At 44.1% G+C, this 18370-nt stretch carries 18 protein-coding genes; 4 read left to right on the top strand and 14 right to left on the bottom strand.

The window, feature by feature from the left end; genetic code table 11:
- Positions 1–8: 8 nt before the first annotated feature.
- From MAMP_RS06720 to MAMP_RS06740, 5 genes are read right to left on the bottom strand one after another with little or no spacing between them, the layout of a single operon-like run.
- Entirely contained in the window at positions 9–815 is an 807-nt protein-coding gene (locus tag MAMP_RS06720) for a quinoprotein dehydrogenase-associated SoxYZ-like carrier (protein WP_007145259.1), read from the bottom strand.
- 4 nt (positions 816–819) lie between these two features.
- Complete coding sequence (locus MAMP_RS06725) at positions 820–1761, bottom strand: quinoprotein relay system zinc metallohydrolase 2 (RefSeq protein ID WP_007145260.1); 942 nt, start codon at positions 1759–1761, stop codon at positions 820–822.
- 34 nt (positions 1762–1795) lie between these two features.
- Entirely contained in the window at positions 1796–2062 is a 267-nt protein-coding gene (locus MAMP_RS06730) for a DUF4242 domain-containing protein (RefSeq protein ID WP_007145261.1), read from the bottom strand.
- 59 nt (positions 2063–2121) lie between these two features.
- Positions 2122–2715: a TetR/AcrR family transcriptional regulator gene (locus MAMP_RS06735; RefSeq protein WP_007145262.1), complete on the bottom strand. Its 594-nt coding sequence runs from the start codon at positions 2713–2715 to the stop codon at positions 2122–2124.
- A gap of 53 nt (positions 2716–2768) precedes the next feature.
- On the bottom strand, positions 2769–3224 hold the full coding sequence (locus MAMP_RS06740) for a hypothetical protein (protein ID WP_007145263.1): 456 nt from the start codon (positions 3222–3224) through the stop codon (positions 2769–2771).
- 163 nt (positions 3225–3387) lie between these two features.
- On the opposite strand from MAMP_RS06740, the gene MAMP_RS06745 reads away from it, so the two are divergent.
- Positions 3388–3717, top strand: a complete 330-nt coding sequence (locus MAMP_RS06745; protein ID WP_007145264.1) for a hypothetical protein — start codon at positions 3388–3390, stop codon at positions 3715–3717.
- Here MAMP_RS06745 and MAMP_RS06750 read toward each other — a convergent pair whose 3' ends face one another.
- Positions 3718–5403, bottom strand: coding sequence for a GAF domain-containing hybrid sensor histidine kinase/response regulator (locus MAMP_RS06750; protein WP_007145265.1), 1686 nt, complete (start codon positions 5401–5403; stop codon positions 3718–3720).
- 230 nt (positions 5404–5633) lie between these two features.
- On the opposite strand from MAMP_RS06750, the gene MAMP_RS06755 reads away from it, so the two are divergent.
- Positions 5634–7043, top strand: a complete 1410-nt coding sequence (locus MAMP_RS06755) for a phospholipase D-like domain-containing protein (protein WP_007145267.1) — start codon at positions 5634–5636, stop codon at positions 7041–7043.
- 33 nt (positions 7044–7076) lie between these two features.
- On the top strand, positions 7077–7352 hold the full coding sequence (locus tag MAMP_RS06760) for an Lrp/AsnC family transcriptional regulator (RefSeq protein ID WP_007145268.1): 276 nt from the start codon (positions 7077–7079) through the stop codon (positions 7350–7352).
- A gap of 1 nt (position 7353) precedes the next feature.
- On the opposite strand, the gene MAMP_RS06765 is transcribed toward MAMP_RS06760, so the two are convergent.
- From MAMP_RS06765 to MAMP_RS06780, 4 genes are read right to left on the bottom strand one after another with little or no spacing between them, the layout of a single operon-like run.
- Positions 7354–8253, bottom strand: a complete 900-nt coding sequence (locus MAMP_RS06765) for an efflux RND transporter periplasmic adaptor subunit (RefSeq protein WP_007145269.1) — start codon at positions 8251–8253, stop codon at positions 7354–7356.
- A 1-nt stretch (position 8254) separates the two neighbouring features.
- The gene (locus MAMP_RS06770) at positions 8255–8464 is read right to left on the bottom strand and encodes a DUF1656 domain-containing protein (RefSeq protein ID WP_007145270.1); all 210 of its coding nucleotides are present in this window, start codon (positions 8462–8464) and stop codon (positions 8255–8257) included.
- Entirely contained in the window at positions 8461–10602 is a 2142-nt protein-coding gene (locus MAMP_RS06775; RefSeq protein WP_007145271.1) for an FUSC family protein, read from the bottom strand. The genes MAMP_RS06770 and MAMP_RS06775 overlap by 4 nt, the downstream gene beginning before the upstream one ends.
- Positions 10602–12041, bottom strand: coding sequence for an efflux transporter outer membrane subunit (locus MAMP_RS06780; protein WP_272941594.1), 1440 nt, complete (start codon positions 12039–12041; stop codon positions 10602–10604). The genes MAMP_RS06775 and MAMP_RS06780 overlap by 1 nt, the downstream gene beginning before the upstream one ends.
- Positions 12042–12193: 152 nt before the next feature.
- Here MAMP_RS06780 and MAMP_RS06785 point away from each other — a divergent pair, with 152 nt between their 5' ends.
- Positions 12194–13120: a LysR family transcriptional regulator gene (locus MAMP_RS06785; protein WP_007145273.1), complete on the top strand. Its 927-nt coding sequence runs from the start codon at positions 12194–12196 to the stop codon at positions 13118–13120.
- A gap of 37 nt (positions 13121–13157) precedes the next feature.
- Here the strand turns inward: MAMP_RS06785 and fldB are convergent, their stop codons facing one another.
- From fldB to MAMP_RS06805, 4 genes are all read right to left on the bottom strand, one after another.
- Positions 13158–13673: a flavodoxin FldB gene (fldB, locus tag MAMP_RS06790; RefSeq protein ID WP_007145274.1), complete on the bottom strand. Its 516-nt coding sequence runs from the start codon at positions 13671–13673 to the stop codon at positions 13158–13160.
- A 103-nt stretch (positions 13674–13776) separates the two neighbouring features.
- The gene (locus tag MAMP_RS06795; RefSeq protein WP_007145275.1) at positions 13777–14559 is read right to left on the bottom strand and encodes a hypothetical protein; all 783 of its coding nucleotides are present in this window, start codon (positions 14557–14559) and stop codon (positions 13777–13779) included.
- A gap of 105 nt (positions 14560–14664) precedes the next feature.
- Positions 14665–15111 (bottom strand): cupin domain-containing protein, encoded by a 447-nt coding sequence (locus MAMP_RS06800; protein WP_007145276.1) that lies wholly within the window; start codon positions 15109–15111, stop codon positions 14665–14667.
- A 151-nt stretch (positions 15112–15262) separates the two neighbouring features.
- On the bottom strand, positions 15263–18370 hold the full coding sequence (locus MAMP_RS06805) for an efflux RND transporter permease subunit (protein WP_007145277.1): 3108 nt from the start codon (positions 18368–18370) through the stop codon (positions 15263–15265).

Below are 18370 nucleotides of genomic sequence, written 5' to 3' on the forward strand. Positions count from 1 at the left end.
GAACACTATTAAATCTGCTTTTCTATCGTATAGATCTGCTTTTTATTATCGGTTACTTCTGCTTTCAACAAACCATGCCCTGCTTTCCCGGCTGGCAGCATAAAACGCATGCTGGGATCTTCACTAATCGATATGCCAGTATCAATGGTCATCAACACCTTACCATCCAGCGTAATCTGCATTTTTTCGACATAATGTGCCGGAATATAACCACGGGTTTTTAAGTCCATCTGCAGACCGCTATTGTTAGGATGACTGATGACCACCTGAACTGGTTTCGCTTCATCAGGGTCTCCATCACGATAACGAATCTGCATTTTGCCCAGTCTCGCCATGGCTGCGACCTGATCTTTTGCTGCTGGCGCACTACAACCACCCGAAGCTTTTACAAAACGCTTCACCATGTGCAGGCTGCCATCGTTCATCTCTGCTATGGCTCGGATATAGGTGTATTGATCCACGCGCATACGAGTAGAAATATCCACCGTTTCTAATGCAGGCGACAAATGGAAGTTAGCTGAATATGGCATTGGATTATTATCAATAAATACATGCAGATTTTTGATATAAGAACTGGCGGTTTGCGGTTTCTTTGAATAGAGATGGATTGGCACTATCGCCGCGTCTTCAGCTCTTTTTGGTGCTTCGATCACTAACCAGTCATCGGCATCTTCTAAAATCGTTTTATTTTCAAAATAGATTTCTTTAAGGGTTTGCCATTGCTCCTGAGGCTCATCAGCGGCCATGCACAAAGCTGGCAACAAAAATAAGCTCAATAAAGCAGCAAGCCCGATATTTTTAAATAATGTGTTCATTCGGTTATTCCCATTCCAGTTCAGTAAAAGCGGCTGTGATATTGCGTTTATGATAGTCGTCGAATAACAGCCACTTACCCTTCTCACTCAGGCCGACAGATTCGGTTGCTTCGTTGATGGTTCCCATATCATTAATGATGGCTCTGATTTGCTGACGAATCGTTGAGAAATAATGTTCTTCAACATCAAAAGCGTGTTGCCAGTCCTGATATTGAGCAGGACCGTGCCCGGGAATAACGGCGTTTAATTGCATGGCTTTCAGCTTTTCGATCGTGGCCAGCCAACCATTAATACTGCCATCAAGGGCAGGAATACGTTTGACGAATAATAGATCGCCGGTCCACAAGGTCTTGGTGTTTTTATCCAGCACGGTCAGGTCATTATCTGTATGTGAGGTGGGATAACTGTTTAGTACCAGTTCTCGCCCACCTAAATCGATGGTGAGAGGTTTATCCACACTGACCAGTCGTGTTGGTTCAATAAACTCTGTGCCTTTGTAATATTCCCCCAGAATGTCGCTGAAGCGTGTTTCATAGAATGCTTTTCGGGATTCGATAGCGGCTGGCATTTTGTCATTACCAATAAAAGTGGCTCCGGTGTCTTTAAATGCCGCATTGCCTAGAAAATGATCGGGATGGGCATGGGTATTAATGACATAACAGATTGGCAAATCACTTTTTACACGAATGGCTTCAAATAACGCTTTACCCTCAAGATAACTGCCACCGCTATCCACTACGGCAATACACTTGTCTCCGACAATGAAACCGGTATTCGCGATTTCGCCTTTATTATGTTGATTGGCATCCTCTTGTGCTCCCTGATGGTAAAAAATACCATCTGAGACTTGTTTTAACCGATAGTCATCCGCATAAACGTTCACTGCCAGCATGCTGCTAAGTACGATACTGATGCCGCTTATATAAGCTTTTGTTTTGTTTTTCATTTCTCTCCCCTTCAATTAGGGTGTCTTCGTTATCTCAAGATTTGGGTTTTATTGTATTTTTAACTTCTGAGATGACATTTGCTGGGAAACCACCTTGTTCAGCATGACGCAAGATTAAGTCTTTATTTTCTGCCTTGTAAACACAATAGATTTTGTTATCGGTGACATAACTTTCCACCCACTCTATCTCAGGCCCCATTTCTCGCAAAACAGAACAGGATTTATCGCTTATCTGGTCAAGTTCATTGACTGTTAGCTCACCTGCCCCTGGAATCTCGCGTTCGATAATATACTTATTCATGATTTCACCTCATTAAACATGACCGGTCGTCTTTATTTAGGTTCAAAAAAATTCAACGTTTAGTGTTGAATAAAATAATCATCAAGTAATAGCGTCAAGCAGCGTTTTAATGCTTGCGTCGACTTTTCGATTTTCATCTGTAGTAATGCGCCTTGCCATTGATCAAATAACAGTTTTGCCATTACCTCTGGTGTAATATCCTGACGAAGAATACCGCTCTGCTGTGCTTCGCCCAGGCCCTGTTCGAGTAATTGGCAATAGTCACTCACCGCAGCTAACAATGTTTGTCGGCATAACTCACTGGCACAGCTGATTTCCCCCATCATATCGCCTAATAGGCAGCCACCACTGTAATCTGACTGCTCCAGATCCTCGATAAGTGATTCAAAGTAGGCTTTGATAGCCTCGTGACCATTTAAGTCTGTTTTGTTCAGGAAAGATTGTAGCCGTGCGATAAAGGGGGCGATGTAGTGACGAATGGCTTCTGCTGTGAAGTTTTCTTTACTTTCAAAGTAGCTATAGAACGAGCCTTTGGGCACCTGAACGGTATCTAATATCAATTTGATACCGGTGCCGTGATAACCATTTCGCATCAGTAACTCAATCCCCTGATTGAGGATTTGTTCTTTTTTAATCTGTTTTTGTGTGCTCATAACCGCATAATGCGACCGGTCGTCTTTGCTTGTCAATCATTGATCGTAGCGATTTACTTTTCGCTTCGGCACTCTCTGGCTTGGAGGCGTGCATAGGCTTCCGCTTCATGATGGATATCACTAATCAAACCGCGATGTAATGCAACCGAAATAGCATCCTGATTATGAAAACGAGCACCTTGTTTAAACAATAAATCCAGTAAGTCGCGTGCAGGCATATCTAAGTATTTCGATAATTCCTGGGCTTCTTTGGAGAGCTTGTCCAGTACTTCAGGATGTTGCTGTTGCACATTCAGCGTCGCCAGGTTATCAATGATGGCCAACTCTCTTATCGTTTCATCACTGAGCCCGTTATCCTGAACAAATCGCAGGCTGGTTAACCCTGTTAATTGGTGAAATGTATTTTGAACAAGATTTAAATCGGCATTCCTTCCGGCTAACGCGACTTTTAACCATTTCAGGCGATGCCGGGCGAGAACAATCATGCTTTTTTCTGTTTCTCTACTCATGCTAATTGCTCCGAGTCAAAACACACTTCCTTGTTATCACATAAAAGCTGTCTCTGACAAACCTTGATCGTATTTTTTCAGTCACGAAAAACAGCCGGTTTCTCTCATTTTCTATTAGAATCAATAACTCACTATGATAATAATCATTTAGGGGATAACTCAGATGAAATACGTTTATTGCCTGATAATGCTATGCCTGACCTCATCACTAGCCACAGCGGATGACCTTGAACGAAACACAATCACCAGTTGTGCCTACCAGGCTGGAACAGCCTATGAAATACAAAAAATCAGACAAACTGAGGGCGATGACTGGACCACATTTGAGAATATAATCAAGTCGATTTATAAAGATACGCAAGGACGTGATGATCTTTTAGCGATAGGAAGACGCGTCTATATTTACCCTGTTGAAACCTCTGTCGATAAAGTGCATGAGGAGCTGTTTCAGGCCTGTGTAAAACGTCAGCAAGGCACTGAACCATTAATTTAACTAATGGGGATGTTTGCGTGTAGACCAATACACCATTTTTTCTAATAATTGATCGAGCTTAATAGGCTTTGTCATGTAATCAGTCATACCTGCTCGCAAACATTTTTCATCGTCCCCTTTCATGGCATTAGCCGTTAAAGCAATGATTGGTATATCCTGACAGTGCTTACCCAACTTACCTTCTCGGATTTGTTTACTAGTGGTATAGCCGTCCATCACAGGCATTTGACAGTCCATCAAAATCAACTGTACTGGATTATAAGCGTCAAGTTGAGTGAGTAATTGACTTGCTTGAACACCATTTTCAGCTGAAGTGAATTGCACATTTAACCGAGTCAGGAAAAATTCCAGTACAGATCGGTTAGTAATGTCGTCATCTACAATCAAAACATGGGCACCATCTAGCTCAGATTCAGTGAATGATGCTTGTTGGTGAACTTCTGTTTTTGTTAATGTCGACGCTGTCTCTTTCAGCCGTTTTAGTTTGATAGTGAAACAAAAACAAGAGCCTTTACCCGGCTCACTTTTAACAGTGATATTGCCACCCATTAATTCACACAGTTTTTTAGAGATCACCAAGCCCAGCCCAGTACCGCCAAAGCTTTTTGATGAACTATTGTCAATTTGTTCAAAGGGTTCAAACAGACGATTTATCTGATTGGCATTAATACCAATACCACTATCAATCACCTGGCAGGATAGCGTCATATCATTATCAGATTGCTCAACAAGACTGGCCATGACCTGAATATGACCATGCTGGGTAAATTTATCTGCATTGCTTAATAGATTGCGTAGGATCTGTTCTAGGCGGGTAGCATCACCTTCGACCACTAAATCCTTGTTCCAGTCCAGCGACAGATGATAGTTTTTATCCGTTTTTGTGCTGCGTAAACTAAAGGTTTCAAACACATCTTCAAATAGCTTTGTCAGATTAAATATGTCATCACGAATGTGGACTTTTTTAGCTTCAAGTTTGGAAAAATCAAGAATGTCATTGATGATATTGAGCAACAAGTCGGCACTTTTACTGGCTAATTCAATGTGCCGTTGCTGAGTTGCCGTAAGCTCACTGTGGGTTAATATATCCAGCATACCAATCACACCGGCTATGGGACTGCGTAACTCATGTGTCATATTCGCCATAAAAGCTGATTTGGCTTTGCTGGCCTGCTCTAGTCGCTGACTGGACAAACGAAGTTCAATAAGCGACTCCACCTGATAGGCAAACATCTGCAGGCGCTTTAATTCTTGTTCACTTAATGTCCTGACTTTGTGATCAATGATACATAGGGTGCCCAGCAGATATTGGTGATTATTAAATCTGTATCGCAGTGGAACCCCAGCATAGAAAACAATGTGTGGTGGACCTGTGACCAGAGGATTGTCCCTGAACCGTTCATCTGCATCTGTATTTTCAACGACCAATGGGGTTTTATGATAAATGGCATGGCCACAAAAAGAGATGTCACGTCCCGTTTCGCAAACATCCAGACCTTGTATCGATTTAAACCACTGGCGAGATTCATCAATTAGAGAAATCGCCACGATTGGGATGTCAAAAACATCGGCGACCAATCGAGTGAGATTATCAAAAACTGCTTCAGGTTCTGAATCCAGAAGCTCAAGAGAAAATAAAGCGTCTAAACGTTCTCGTTCATCGCCAGGTATTTTCGGTGCTTCCATTGTCTGCGCCCCCGCCTAGTTACCTCCCGCTTTGACACTAAATTACTATAGTAAAATCAATCGGGTAGAAAAACTGATATAGAGCCATCATAGCAGAATCTTTAGGCAAAAAAACCGGCTGATGTGCTGATTCACATTCTGTCATCAGCATAGGCCGTTTTTCAGTGAAGTGAATCGTTTTCTTAGTGAGACTCCGTTACTATGACGTTTGTCATCATTGGGTTGTCAACATGGATATCGTTTACATTTTATTGTTAGTTCTATTGCATGCAGGTCCAGCGGCTTATAGTGTTTTTCATATTTTGCTTTACAAACGTGACAGCCGAGCCGCACTTGGCTGGATAATGTCTTGCTTGTTTATTCCCTATGGTGGTCCCATCGCTTATTTTTTCTTTGGTGTGAACCGGGTTCGCAGCCGTGCCACCAGTATCAAGCGTCGTTTATTCAAAATTCCGTTTGAGTCAGGTTATGCCAAACGTTCAATACGACATATTAACGGCTACGGACTGGATAGCATTGGCGAAAGAATCACCGGTACAAAGCTCAGTGCCGGTAATGATGTCAGCATTTTTCATAATGGTGATAAAGCCTACCCCGCTATGATTGAAGCCATCAACTCAGCTCAACAACGTATTCTGTTAACCACCTATATTCTCAAAACCGATAAAACAGGTACCGAATTCATTGACGCGCTTTCTGCTGCCGTCAAACGTGGTGTTGAAGTCAAAGTGATCATTGATGGCATTGGAGAGTGGTATTCCTGGCAAAAACCGTCAAAGCGTTTAAAAGCGTTGGGCATAGAAGTCGCGAAATTCACACCCCCTCGTCTTCTGCCCCCCAATATCTATATCAATATGCGTAATCACCGCAAACTGATGATTATTGACAACACTATCGCGTTTGCCGGTGGCATGAATATTAGTGATGATCATCGTCAACTGGCGCTGCAACCCAGACGTATCACCGATATTCACTTTAGTTTTAAAGGTCCCGTTGTAAAAGATTTAATTCGTATTTTTTATGATGACTGGTTAATTGCCAGTGAAACAAAAATGGATTGCCTGTTCCCGACACCGGCTCCTCAGCCAAACAGCTACCACTGTCGCGTGATTCCGGAAGATCCTGATGAAGCGATGGATGCCTTATCGTTAACGATTCAGAGCGTCATTTCAGCGGCAAAAAACACCGTGGATATTATGACGCCCTACTTTATCCCCAGCCGCGAAATCATCGCATCATTACAATCGGCATCGATGCGTGGTGTTCGGGTTCGCATCGTATTGCCAGCAAAAAATAATCTCATCTATATTCATTGGGCTAACCGAAATATGCTGACTGAGCTATTGTTGTGGAATGTAGAGGTCTTTTATCAACCGGCGCCGTTCTGTCATAGCAAACTGCTATGTGTCGATGACCACTATTCTCTGGTGGGCTCGGCTAATCTGGATCCTCGCAGTCTGCGGCTAAACTACGAATTAGGCATTGAGATTTTCTCGCACACCTTAAATAAAGAATTAAGCCAACACTTTGATAACATCATTGCGAAAAGTGAAGCGGTCAGTGATCAAGATCTGGCAAACCGTAGCGTGCCTGTTAGACTACGCGACTCATTTATGAGCTTGTTATCCCCTTATTTGTAAACGATAACCTAGTGCAACCGTCTGGAGAACCCAATGATTACCTCATTTATTTTAATTCAAACTGAACGTACGAAAATTACCCAAGTTGCTGAAACACTGGCGGATGTGGATGGTATCAGTGAAGTGTATTCTGTCAGCGGCAATTACGACCTGGTGGCCATTGCCCGTGTCAAAGATAATGATGAACTGGCCACCTTAGTCACCAACAAAATTGTCGATATCGAAGCGATTACGAAAACTGAGACCATGTTGGCTTTTCGCGTTTATAGCAAACATGATCTCGACTCGATGTTCTCAATCGGACTCTAGGTTACTTCGCTGACATTGAACCTGTGGCGGCAGGCTCAATGTCAGCTTTATTATTTTTCACAATCACCGTACAAGTCATACCCGCAGCCAGCAGCGTCTGTTCGGGAACATCATCTAAAGCGATACGCACCGGTATACGTTGCTCCAGACGAACCCAGTTGAAAGTGGGATTCACATCCGCTACCAGATCACGACTCTCCGGATTGTCACTGTCATAAATGCCTCTGGCAATACTCTCAACATGACCATTGAGTATTACCCCATTCATCAGTTCAACATCGACAGGATCATTCACTTTGAGTAAAGCCAGTTTTGTCTCTTCAAAATAGCCGTATACCCAAAAAGAATGTTTGTCGATTAATGCCATCATCGCCTGTCCTGTGTGGGCATAATCACCTACGTAGACATTTAAGTTTGTTATATAACCATCTGTTTTTGCATAAACTTTCGTTCTTTCCAAATCCAGTTTAGCCGCATTCAACTTCGCCACTGCCGAATGGTAATCGGCTAGTGCTGCCGAGGATTGGTGATCCGCATCAATCTTACTTTCACGGGAAACCGTGCGTTTATCCATGGCCTGACGGCGTTTGGCCTGGGCCTGATACATTTCCAGAAGTGTTTTTTTGTTTGCAACCACTGCTTCTGCATTTTTGACAGCTAAGGCATAACGCTCCGCATCTACTGCCATCAGCAAATCCCCTTTTTTCACTTCCTGATTATCTTTGACAGCCACTTCAGTAACGATACCTGACACGTCTGGTGCGACATTAATAATCTCGGCACGCACACGCCCGTCACGTGTCCAGGGTGAATGCATATACTTCTGCCATAAGCTGTAGGCCAGAAAACTGGCGGCCAGAAAAAAACATAAGGTGACAAGATAACTTATAAACTTCTTCATGCTATTGATAGACCATAAAAGCAGTGAAACAAAATAAACAGACAAACACACTCAGTTTAAACAGTGCCGGATGCCAGACATAACGGTAGACACCTAAACGGGCAAACAGCATATCCAATAACCACATCAGCATTAAACTCAAAACAAACAGGCCAGTGATGGCAGGAAAGATCACACCAGAGATACTCCACTCACGCATCACATCCATCATGACTTCACTCCAGCAGGTAAAGGCTCAGCAAACAGGTAGTTATCAAGCAAGACGTTTCTAATAAAGTGCAGATAGCTCAATATCTGTTTAGGAATAGATTCATCAAAATGCACAATGTCTGAGGTATATGGCTGCAACCAGGCCATCATTTTATCCAGATGCCCTAAAGCACTTATCCTGTGATTGGCAGCAGGTTTTTCAAACACCGTTATCAACGCTTTATTTAATCCCTGTTTATACCATTTCCAATCGTCATTCAGCCCACCTGATGATGAAAGTCGTTGTTCAACATCATCGATCTCCATCAATGCATGGCCGACTATCTGCACTGAGAAGCAGGTTTTTAATAATTTTTTATATTGTTGTGGTGAGTCACCGGCAAAGCCATAGGACTGACTTAATAAGTCCCGTGTCTGGCTCTCAAATTGATGGCGACGTTGAGAACGCTGACGGTTGAATAAAGCCATTATTTGATGACGCATTTCCTTATTCAGTCGTTGCCAGACGAAACGATTATCAGCAGGAATAATAACGGTCAAAATCACAGCCACCATACTCTGAGCCAGTATCAAGGCAATATAGTTATTTAAGGTCGCCGCTGTATCGTAAACCGCTTGGTTGAGCGGAATAGCACCTAAACAAAAGAAGATAAGTAGGCCCATGCCATAACCGGTATATTTTGGTTTAGTGGAAAGATAAAGTCCCACTATCAAGGGAACAGCAAGAGCAAAACACAACAAAGCAAAACCATCCAAATGCGGTAGCAGAAGCAAATTAATAAGTGTGCCACTCAGCGCTGCCAATATGGTTCCCAGGGTGATCTGTTTGGCTGATCTGGCCGGGTTTGGTGTTGTGGTCACAATGGCAGAAATCGCAATAGCGACCATCGCGAATGTACTACCACTTGGCCAGGCAGTTTCAATCCAAAATGTGCCAAATAACAAAACGATAAGACTGGTTCTTAATCCAGTTATCAGTGCACCAACAGGGTTCATTTTGGTACTGAATGTCACACGCTGTCGTTCGTAATGATGTTGATCAGCCGCCAGCGTGGACTGTGTTTCACAATACAATCGCATTTCATCAAACAAACGAAAAATTAACTCACAGGCCGTGTCAAAATCCCGCTGATCTGCTTCACTGATATGACCAGGAAGAAACTGTCGCTCTTCACGAATTTTCTGTCTCAGTTGTGCTTGACGGGAAAAAATTTCATTTGCCAGATCAGCAGCCTGTTGCGAGGTCAACGTGGCATGACGAACAGGCAGCAATGTCTGTTTGATCGTCTTTAAACAGCGTTCAATAGCCACTATTACCGACGTTGGTGCATCCTGTCTGATACGATTCAAAAGCATATGCAAGCCCGCATAATGGGTCGTTAACTGCATAAACTCCTGGTTTAAACGCGCCAACCGTTGTTTACGTAACTTGGTAGAATAATCTTCTATACTACTGACATACCTAAGATTTTCCAAACCTACAGACTGCGTTGCAAACAGCATCATTTTGTTTTCATACACTGCCTGCTGCTCGGGGTTTTCCAGACTGGTAACAATAAAATCAGCAAAGTCACCAAAACGCTGGCTGACCGCTTTTTGAATTGCCTGACCCGATGTTTGTGGAAATAGGGTGGCACTGATCACCGTGGCAATGAATATACCAAGGCTAATTTCCAGTACTCGCCACACCGCTAACATAAAGGCCATATCTGGGCTTTGTATGGCCGGAATGCCAATCAATGTGGCTGTATAGCCCGCCAGCACAAAAGCATAGGAACGATAATCCCGAAATGCCATTGCCCCAGCAGCACAAAGACCAATCCACACAGCTACAGCTAACAGAAACAACACACGCTCCTGAGCGACTAGTGCAACCAGAATGAGCATCACAACACAACCAATCAAGGTGCCTAGAAAGCGAAATAATCCCTTGACCAGCACCTGCCCGCTCTGTGGCTGCATGACAATAACCACCGTGATACAGGCCACGGCAGGTTGTGGTAACTCCAGTCGCATGGCAAGCCATAAAGTCAGAAATAAAGCGACCAAACCCTGAATAATAAAATTCCAGGTCAGTCCATCTTCATTTAACCACTGTTTTGCTGCCTGTTTTAGCGTCAACACGCTGCTGGAAGCCATTAAGGTTTTTCCTGATACCGAAGTGCAGCTTGTTTTGGACCATCATCCTCTGTGGTCAGCCCTCCGCCTAATGCAATAATGAGGTCAGCCCGATATTGCAGCACCTGCGCATTTATTTGTTGAGAAAAAAGCTGTTGCTGTAACCAGACCAGTTTGGCCTCCAGTACGGGTAAATAATCCGTCAGCCCCACTTCATAGGCGTCATTTGCATGTAGATATGCTTGATGTGACGCCTTAATAGCAGAGGCCAGTGTTGCTGATTGTGTCAGCGAACTTTTCAGTGAGACGGCGCTATCTGCAATTTGCTGCATCGCCTCAGTTAAGGTTTTTTTATACAGAGCCACTGTCATATCATAACTGGCCGTTGCTTCAGATAACTCACCTCTAATTCTGCCTGCATCAAAAATCGGCAGAGAGATGGCTGGTCCTGCGTCGTAGGTCAGTTTGTCATGACTAAAAACACTTAATACGCTTCCGTTAACAGCCATGAAACCGATAGCAGCGGAAAGATTAATATTCGGATAAAAAGCAGTATGAGCAATATCAATATGTTTATTCGCACTGAACACTAACCAGCGGCTTGCCACCACATCCGGACGATGCCCAAGTAATTCAGCTGGTATATGACTGGGTAAAGACACCTCTTCTGTTATCGTTAAGTGTGGTGGTTTTAGACTGTCAGCAAAAGCTGGGCCTTCACCTAATAAGGCCGCAATTGCATGTTTGGCTATCACAATATGATCCTTAACTGCTTCAAGTTTTGCCTCGGCGTCAGCAAGCTGCGTTTCAGCCTGATGTACCGCAACTTCGGTATTCAAGCCCATTTTCAGCTGTGCTTTTATCACATCAAGCTTCTCTTGATAGGTGTTCACAGCCTGCTGAGCCAGTTCCAGCTCATCGTGATTCAGTGACAGTTCAATATATGAAGACATTAATGCGGATTCGATATTCAGCTTCGCTATCTGGCTTTTTGCTGTTTGCTTTTTAATCTCACTTAATGCCACTTCACTTTGCAGTGAGTTTTTATTCCAAATATCAGGATCATAGTGGAGGCTGAGTAAGCCTGTATTATTCCAACTGGTGGTACCGCCCAACTCGCCCGGGCCATAGAAATAATCCGTCGGCCAACGTTTACGGTTAATTTGAACTTCAGCATCCATTGTTGGCGATAAAGTAGCATCGGTCTGTGCTGCTAATGACGTCGCCAGTCGAATCCTTGCTTGTGCTTCCTGCACCGATGGGCTCTGGCTGACGGCAAGCTGCATTAACTGATTAAGTTGTTCATCCTGAAAACATTGCCACCACTGTTCTATCGGCCACGCCGCATCTTCTTGTATTTCTTGCACATATTCGCTTAATTGGAAGGTGTTATCTACCGGCACGTCACTCTGCGGCATAATACCCTCAGAGCTGATGCAAGCAGACAAAAGTAGCAACATCGTGTAAGGGAAAAGATGAAATAACGTTTTCACAATCGACTCAAAATACGCTTTAAATGACAAATGGTTGGCTATTTTATTTCTTATCAAACTACCAATAAACAGTATTTAATGTTAATAATTGTTACAAAATTCGTAACAATAGGTGATAAATGGATACCATTGAATCAATGAAAACCTTTTTACAGGTAAATGAAAGCGGCAGTTTTACTAAGGCAGCAGAAAGATTGGAAACCAGCTCAGCTAATGTGTCACGTGCTATATCGGCCTTAGAACAGCACCTTAGCACTCGTTTATTACACAGAACTACGCGTCGAATCGCATTAACTGAAGCCGGCCAACGCTACCTGCTGCGATGTGAACAGATATTAGCGAATGTGGAAGAAGCTGAAGCGGAAGCACGGGATGCTCAGATGAATCCGGTTGGACGACTTAGACTTCATGCAATGCCGGCCTTGGCAAACAAATATCTTGTCAAAGCCGTTAGCGCCTATAGAGAACTTTATCCGGCTGTTTCCTTTGATATCACACTGGCAAACCGTATTCCTGAGTTGATTGAGGAAGGTATTGATGTCTCGATCATCATGGCGCCACAACTGCCTGACTCCAGCCTGATAGCAAAAGTGATTGGTCAGACCTACAGCATCTTATGTGCCTCCCCAGCGTATTTAGCCGAGCACGGCATGCCTACAAACCCGGCTGACTTAGAGCAACATCAGGGTATAAAAATGGCTTCTAGCGTGCTGCCATTAGATTACTGGGAACTAACCTCAGCCATTGGCGACGCCAGCGTTGATATTAAAAATTCGCCCTTTCAAGTCAATGTAGGCAGCACCGTGAAACAAGCAATTATGCATGGTATGGGAATAGGGATGATTCCTATATTCAGTGTCGTTGATGAGTTAGCATCAGGTTCATTGATACGGGTATTACCTGACTATCGAGGCACGTTATTTAATGTCTATGCTCTCTACCCATCGCGGGCTTATCTGGATGCAAAAACCAGTAGTTGGGTCGATTTTTTAAGTCTTCACTTGCCCGATGAGCTCGCGAGGGATTCTGAACGTCTGACAGAATGAAAAGACGGCTCCAGTTTGAAACCGTCCTCAGTCAAATTTATGCTGCTTTCAATAAGCTCGATTTCAGTTGCTGACACCACTGATTGAGTCGACTTTCCGTCAGTTCTGGCTGACAGTCTTCATCCAAAGCTAAGCCAACAAAAAACTGCTTATCAGCCGTCAAGGCTTTTGAGGCATCAAACTCATACCCCTCCACAGGCCAGTGACCAATAACTTTAGCCCCTCTAGCCAGCACTTTATCGTGCAACATACCCATTGCGTCCTGAAACCACTCGGCGTAGGCAAATTGATCACCCATTCCGAGAAAGGCCACGGTTTTACTGGAGAAGTCGACTTCATCAATCTCGTCCCAGACATCCTGCCAGTCTGCCTGCACCTCACCATAATCCCAGGTAGGGATAGCAAAGATGATATTGTCAAAAAACTCCAGCGCCGCCAGTCCGACATCTTTTACATCAAATAGCTCAACCTGATCTTCACCCAGGATTTTGGCTATTTTTACTGCTGCGTCTGAGGTATTACCTGTGGTTGAACCATAAATAACTGCAATCATTACTCACCTATTTGCATTTAATTAACATATGCAAATAATATTCATTATTATTTAATAATTCAACTGACAATGTCACACTGGCAAGGTGAATGCTTCACAAGGCCTATAATTGTGGACTTGTTTTTCCCGCATTACGTTTATCAAGCGCTTCCTGCTTTAACTCGCCTACCCACTCCATAGCAGCTTCATACGCCTCAACCCAGCCTGGCACATCAACCATCGTTGCTGTGATATTGGTAGCGGGTTGTTCGTCCATTGTGCCAAATTGAAAGCTCATCCAGCTTGCACACTCATCCAGACTTTTTACTTCAGGGTTTCTGAAATCATTCACTTGATAACGGCTACCCTCTTTGTTGAATACCAGCCCCATAATGGTGTCTGCATTCAATGTTCGTGGTGGGGTGATTTGTGAACTGGATGCGCCCAAACAATTGAGTTTGCCCTGCGGAAAAATCCAGTCCAGTGGTCCGGCATTATCAAAGGGCTGACCATATTGCTCAATAAGTGATTGACGATAATCAGCGACCGTGACGGGATCAACATGGTTTTCAGAGACACGATAAATGGCAACTAAACGACCTGCTTTTGGTAAGGGCGTAAATATCAACTTAAAGCTATCCGCACGACGCTGACCCTGCTCGGTTTCCTCAATATTGGCAGATAAGCTATGAATAAAACTCGGCGTTTTATAAGTCTTCGCTCCATCATTATAGGTGTAATACTGCTTTTCTTCTTCAATCTCACTGGCATTGACACCGTAATTGAGCAGAGCACTTTTTGCATCATCGAGGGTCATGCCAAGCTGCAAGCCTGCCATATCCACTTCATCAGCAAAAGCAGAACAACTGAATAAAGCAGCAGCTAAATACGGGATGAGCATTTTCATTTTATATTCCTCTAACGGATGTAAAAGACTGGGCTGACGATATAAAGCAATTTATTGTTAAACACAATATCCCTTGTATCATAATCCTGTTAGAGGCATAAAACGTTACGCTGATGGAACTGATTGCTGTGCCTGATACAAACCTTCAAATTCATTCATAGTGAAGACAGCCAGGATATTCTGCTCATCATCGAGAATTTCATACATTGGCCCTTCTGTCCCACGTATACTGAATAAAACTACCGTATCCTCCTCACCACCACACTCTCTATGCGGCTCAGGATCGGGTTGGCTGATGGTATAGCTGCCCGTTGGACGTTTTTCTTTTAATGTCCCATCAGCGTGATATAAACAATGCTCCCCCTGAATGACAAAAGTATGGTTAACCGCACAATGGCGGTGTAACACAATCGGATCGTTGGCTGCGAATTTGAATATCACTTCTACGACTTTATTATCACGGTCAATATCTAGAATGGAATATTGAAAGTTATCGAAAACCTCAAGTCGTTGCCAGTTGATGTGTTGATCATTAAATTGATGTGTCTGCATGTCTCTCTCCTTTTTAATTATGTGTCAGTGACATATAACTACTTTAGCGACGAGAACACAGATGGTGCCAGCGATATTTGCCTGCGTAAGACTGGGATTTTTACCCATGATGGCATCAGGGCTGCTGCTGCAGCCCTGATGCCATTTTCAGCTAAGCTTTACGACGGTGAACCAGCCAATATAAGGTCGGCAAAACAACCAAAGTAAGTAAGGTTGATGAAATAATGCCACCGATGACCACTGTTGCTAATGGCCTCTGTATTTCAGCCCCCGTGCCGGTATTAAGCGCCATCGGCACAAAACCGAGACTGGCTACCAGCGCTGTCATCATTACCGGACGCAAACGTAACATGGCACCATCCACAATCGCTTTATAGAGATCACCGTTTTGATGCCAGTCATCTCGTATAAATGACAACATCACCAGACCATTTAATACAGCAATACCGGACAGGGCAATAAAACCGACAGCCGCTGAAATCGATAGAGGCATATCCCTTAACAATAAAGCCACAATGCCACCAGTTAAGGCCAACGGTATTCCGGTGAAGATAATAGCGGCATCCTTAACAGACCTCAGCATGGTCACCAATAACAATAAAATACCAAATAAGGTGACAGGTACTACGATAACCAGCCGTTGACTGGCTGAGGCTAGCTGTTCAAAGGTACCACCAAACTCCAGCCAGTAACCATCAGGTAATGTCAGTTGCTGACCAAGTTTTTGCTGAGCTTCCTGCACAAAAGATCCCAGATCACGATCTCTGACATTGGCTGTGACCACAACACGACGTTTCGCATTTTCACGCGAGATTTGGCTTGGCACATCAACAAGTTTAATGGTTGCTATCTCCGATAACGGCACATAACGACCAGAAGGCAAAGACACGGGTAACTCAGAGAGTGCCGCCATATCCTGTCGTCGTTCATCAGCTAATCGAATAACCAGTTTAAAGCGTCGATCACCTTCATAGATTAACCCCGCATCCTGACCACCAATCGCGGTGGACAGCATAGTCTGCAAGTCATCCACACTGAGGCCATAACGCGATAGCGCCAGGCGTTTGGGTTCTACTGAGACCATTGGTAAACCACTGACTTGTTCCAGTCTGGCATCCGCTTGGCCTGGTATCTCTTTGATAATAGTTAAAATCGATTGTGCTGATTGTTTAAGCTGTTCCAGATCATCACCAAACACTTTTATGGCCACATCGGCCCTGACACCTGAGATCAACTCGTTAAAACGCATCTCAATGGGTTGGGTGAATTCATAGTTATTGCCAGGCAAGTCCTTCGCAGCTGTCTCGATTTGCTTGATAAGCGCTGACTTTGGCAATGCCGGATTAGGCCAGTCTTTTCTTGGCTTTAATATTAGAAAGGTATCAGCCACATTCGGTGGCATAGGGTCGGTCGCTACTTCAGGCGTACCGATTTTGGCGTAGACCTTATCCACCTGTGGAAACTGTTTCAGCCGTTGTTCCAGTACTTCCTGCATGTCTATCGATTGCTGCAGACTGGTACCGGTGGTGCGTAAGGCATGTAAGGCAATATCGCCTTCATTGAGCTGAGGAATAAACTCTGTACCCATTTTTGATGCCAACATGAGTGAACAGGCCACCAACACAAACGCAGCAACTATCACCAACCAACGTAACTTCAGACTCCATATCAACAGCGGCCGGTAAATCGATTTGCTGGCAGAAATAATCAGACTTTCACTTTCTTTGACTTTGCCTTTCATAAACACAGCCACAGCGGCAGGCACAATGGTCAGAGACATCATCATTGCTGCCAGCAAAGCCAGTACGACTGTCGCTGCCATGGGTTCAAACATCTTGCCTTCCACCCCAGTCAAGGTGAATAAAGGGATGTAAACCAGTGTGATAATCAACATGCCAAATAAGCTGGGTCGAATTACTTCATTGCTCGCATCAAACACAACCGCCAGCCGTTCATTTAATGGTAAAACTGCATCACGACCAGACTGAGCCAGTGATAAACGCCGCACACTGTTTTCCACAATAATCACTGCACCATCGACAATCAGGCCAAAATCCAGTGCGCCCAGACTCATCAGGTTGGCAGAAATACCAGCCTGAACCATGCCAGTTATGGTTGCCAACATGGCAAGTGGAATCACGGCGGCAGTGATAAATGCGGCGCGAATATTACCCAGTAATAAAAACAACACCACAATGACCAATAATGCGCCTTCCAGTAAATTTTTCTGAACGGTGGTAATCGCTTTATCGACTAGTGTAGTTCTGTCATATACCGCTTCGGCAATAACGCCGTCAGGTAGCGTCAACTGAATCTGGTTTAACTCAGCAGCAACCCGTTTGGCGACCTCACGTGAGTTCTCCCCTATCAGCATCATCGCCGTGCCCATCACCGTTTCCTGACCATTCTGGGTAGCAGCGCCGGTTCTTAGCGTTTTACCGATAGCGACATCAGCAATATCCATAATCTTGATTGGCGTGCCTGACATCTGCTTCACCACGACCTGCTCGATATCATCGATGGTTTGTAACTGTCCTGGAGAACGCACCAGTAATTGCTGACCATAACGCTCGATATAACCGGCACCACGATTACTATTGTTTGCTTTTAATGCCTGATGGATGTCGCCAAAGCTGATACCAAACTCCAGCATTTTTTGTGGATCAGGTTGGATATGGTATTGCTTAGCATAGCCGCCTATCGTATTGACCTCGGTAATCCCTGGTACACGCGTTAACCGGGGCTGAATAATCCAGTCCTGTATTTCACGTAACGCCGTCATATCATAGGGTTGACCATTGGCTTGTCGGGCTGTTGGTTGAGCAGAAACGGTATAAACAAAAATCTCACCCAATCCGGAGGCAATCGGCCCCATTTCGGGCTCCAAGCCATCAGGCAGTTCACTTTTGATACTAGCCAGACGGTTATTCAGCAGATTTCGGGCGAAATATAAATCCGTCCCCTCTTTAAATACGACGGTGACCTGCGATAGACCATAACGAGAAATCGATCGTGTATACGACAACTGAGGAATACCCGCCAGCGCCCGCTCAACGGGGTAGGTAATACGCTGCTCGGTTTCTAACGGCGAATACCCCTCAGCTTTGGTATTAATCTGTACCTGCACATTGGTGATATCCGGTACCGCATCAATAGGTAAATGCTGGTAACTCCAAGCACCAGCTGCCATTAGTAAGATAATTAATGACAATATAAGACCACGTCGCTCAATAGAGAAACGTAAAATTGAAGCAATCAT

Origin of the sequence: Methylophaga thalassica MP (assembly GCF_000214595.1) — a bacterium.
GTDB classification, from domain to species: Bacteria; Pseudomonadota; Gammaproteobacteria; order Nitrosococcales; family Methylophagaceae; genus Methylophaga; species Methylophaga thalassica.

Bases quoted from the DNA above. Each gene is read 5' to 3' on its own strand.
- MAMP_RS06765 (WP_007145269.1), bottom strand. From the start codon at position 8,253: ATGAAGAAGTTTATAAGTTATCTTGTCACCTTATGTTTTTTTCTGGCC.
- fldB (WP_007145274.1), bottom strand. From the start codon at position 13,673: ATGATTGCAGTTATTTATGGTTCAACCACAGGTAATACCTCAGACGCA.
- MAMP_RS06745 (WP_007145264.1), top strand. From the start codon at position 3,388: ATGAAATACGTTTATTGCCTGATAATGCTATGCCTGACCTCATCACTA.
- MAMP_RS06735 (WP_007145262.1), bottom strand. From the start codon at position 2,715: ATGAGCACACAAAAACAGATTAAAAAAGAACAAATCCTCAATCAGGGG.
- MAMP_RS06720 (WP_007145259.1), bottom strand. From the start codon at position 815: ATGAACACATTATTTAAAAATATCGGGCTTGCTGCTTTATTGAGCTTA.
- MAMP_RS06805 (WP_007145277.1), bottom strand. From the start codon at position 18,370: ATGATTGCTTCAATTTTACGTTTCTCTATTGAGCGACGTGGTCTTATA.
- MAMP_RS06800 (WP_007145276.1), bottom strand. From the start codon at position 15,111: ATGCAGACACATCAATTTAATGATCAACACATCAACTGGCAACGACTT.
- MAMP_RS06740 (WP_007145263.1), bottom strand. From the start codon at position 3,224: ATGAGTAGAGAAACAGAAAAAAGCATGATTGTTCTCGCCCGGCATCGC.
- MAMP_RS06780 (WP_272941594.1), bottom strand. From the start codon at position 12,041: ATGTTGCTACTTTTGTCTGCTTGCATCAGCTCTGAGGGTATTATGCCG.
- MAMP_RS06755 (WP_007145267.1), top strand. From the start codon at position 5,634: ATGGATATCGTTTACATTTTATTGTTAGTTCTATTGCATGCAGGTCCA.
- MAMP_RS06730 (WP_007145261.1), bottom strand. From the start codon at position 2,062: ATGAATAAGTATATTATCGAACGCGAGATTCCAGGGGCAGGTGAGCTA.
- MAMP_RS06775 (WP_007145271.1), bottom strand. From the start codon at position 10,602: ATGGCTTCCAGCAGCGTGTTGACGCTAAAACAGGCAGCAAAACAGTGG.
- MAMP_RS06760 (WP_007145268.1), top strand. From the start codon at position 7,077: ATGATTACCTCATTTATTTTAATTCAAACTGAACGTACGAAAATTACC.
- MAMP_RS06750 (WP_007145265.1), bottom strand. From the start codon at position 5,403: ATGGAAGCACCGAAAATACCTGGCGATGAACGAGAACGTTTAGACGCT.
- MAMP_RS06785 (WP_007145273.1), top strand. From the start codon at position 12,194: ATGGATACCATTGAATCAATGAAAACCTTTTTACAGGTAAATGAAAGC.
- MAMP_RS06725 (WP_007145260.1), bottom strand. From the start codon at position 1,761: ATGAAAAACAAAACAAAAGCTTATATAAGCGGCATCAGTATCGTACTT.
- MAMP_RS06795 (WP_007145275.1), bottom strand. From the start codon at position 14,559: ATGAAAATGCTCATCCCGTATTTAGCTGCTGCTTTATTCAGTTGTTCT.
- MAMP_RS06770 (WP_007145270.1), bottom strand. From the start codon at position 8,464: ATGATGGATGTGATGCGTGAGTGGAGTATCTCTGGTGTGATCTTTCCT.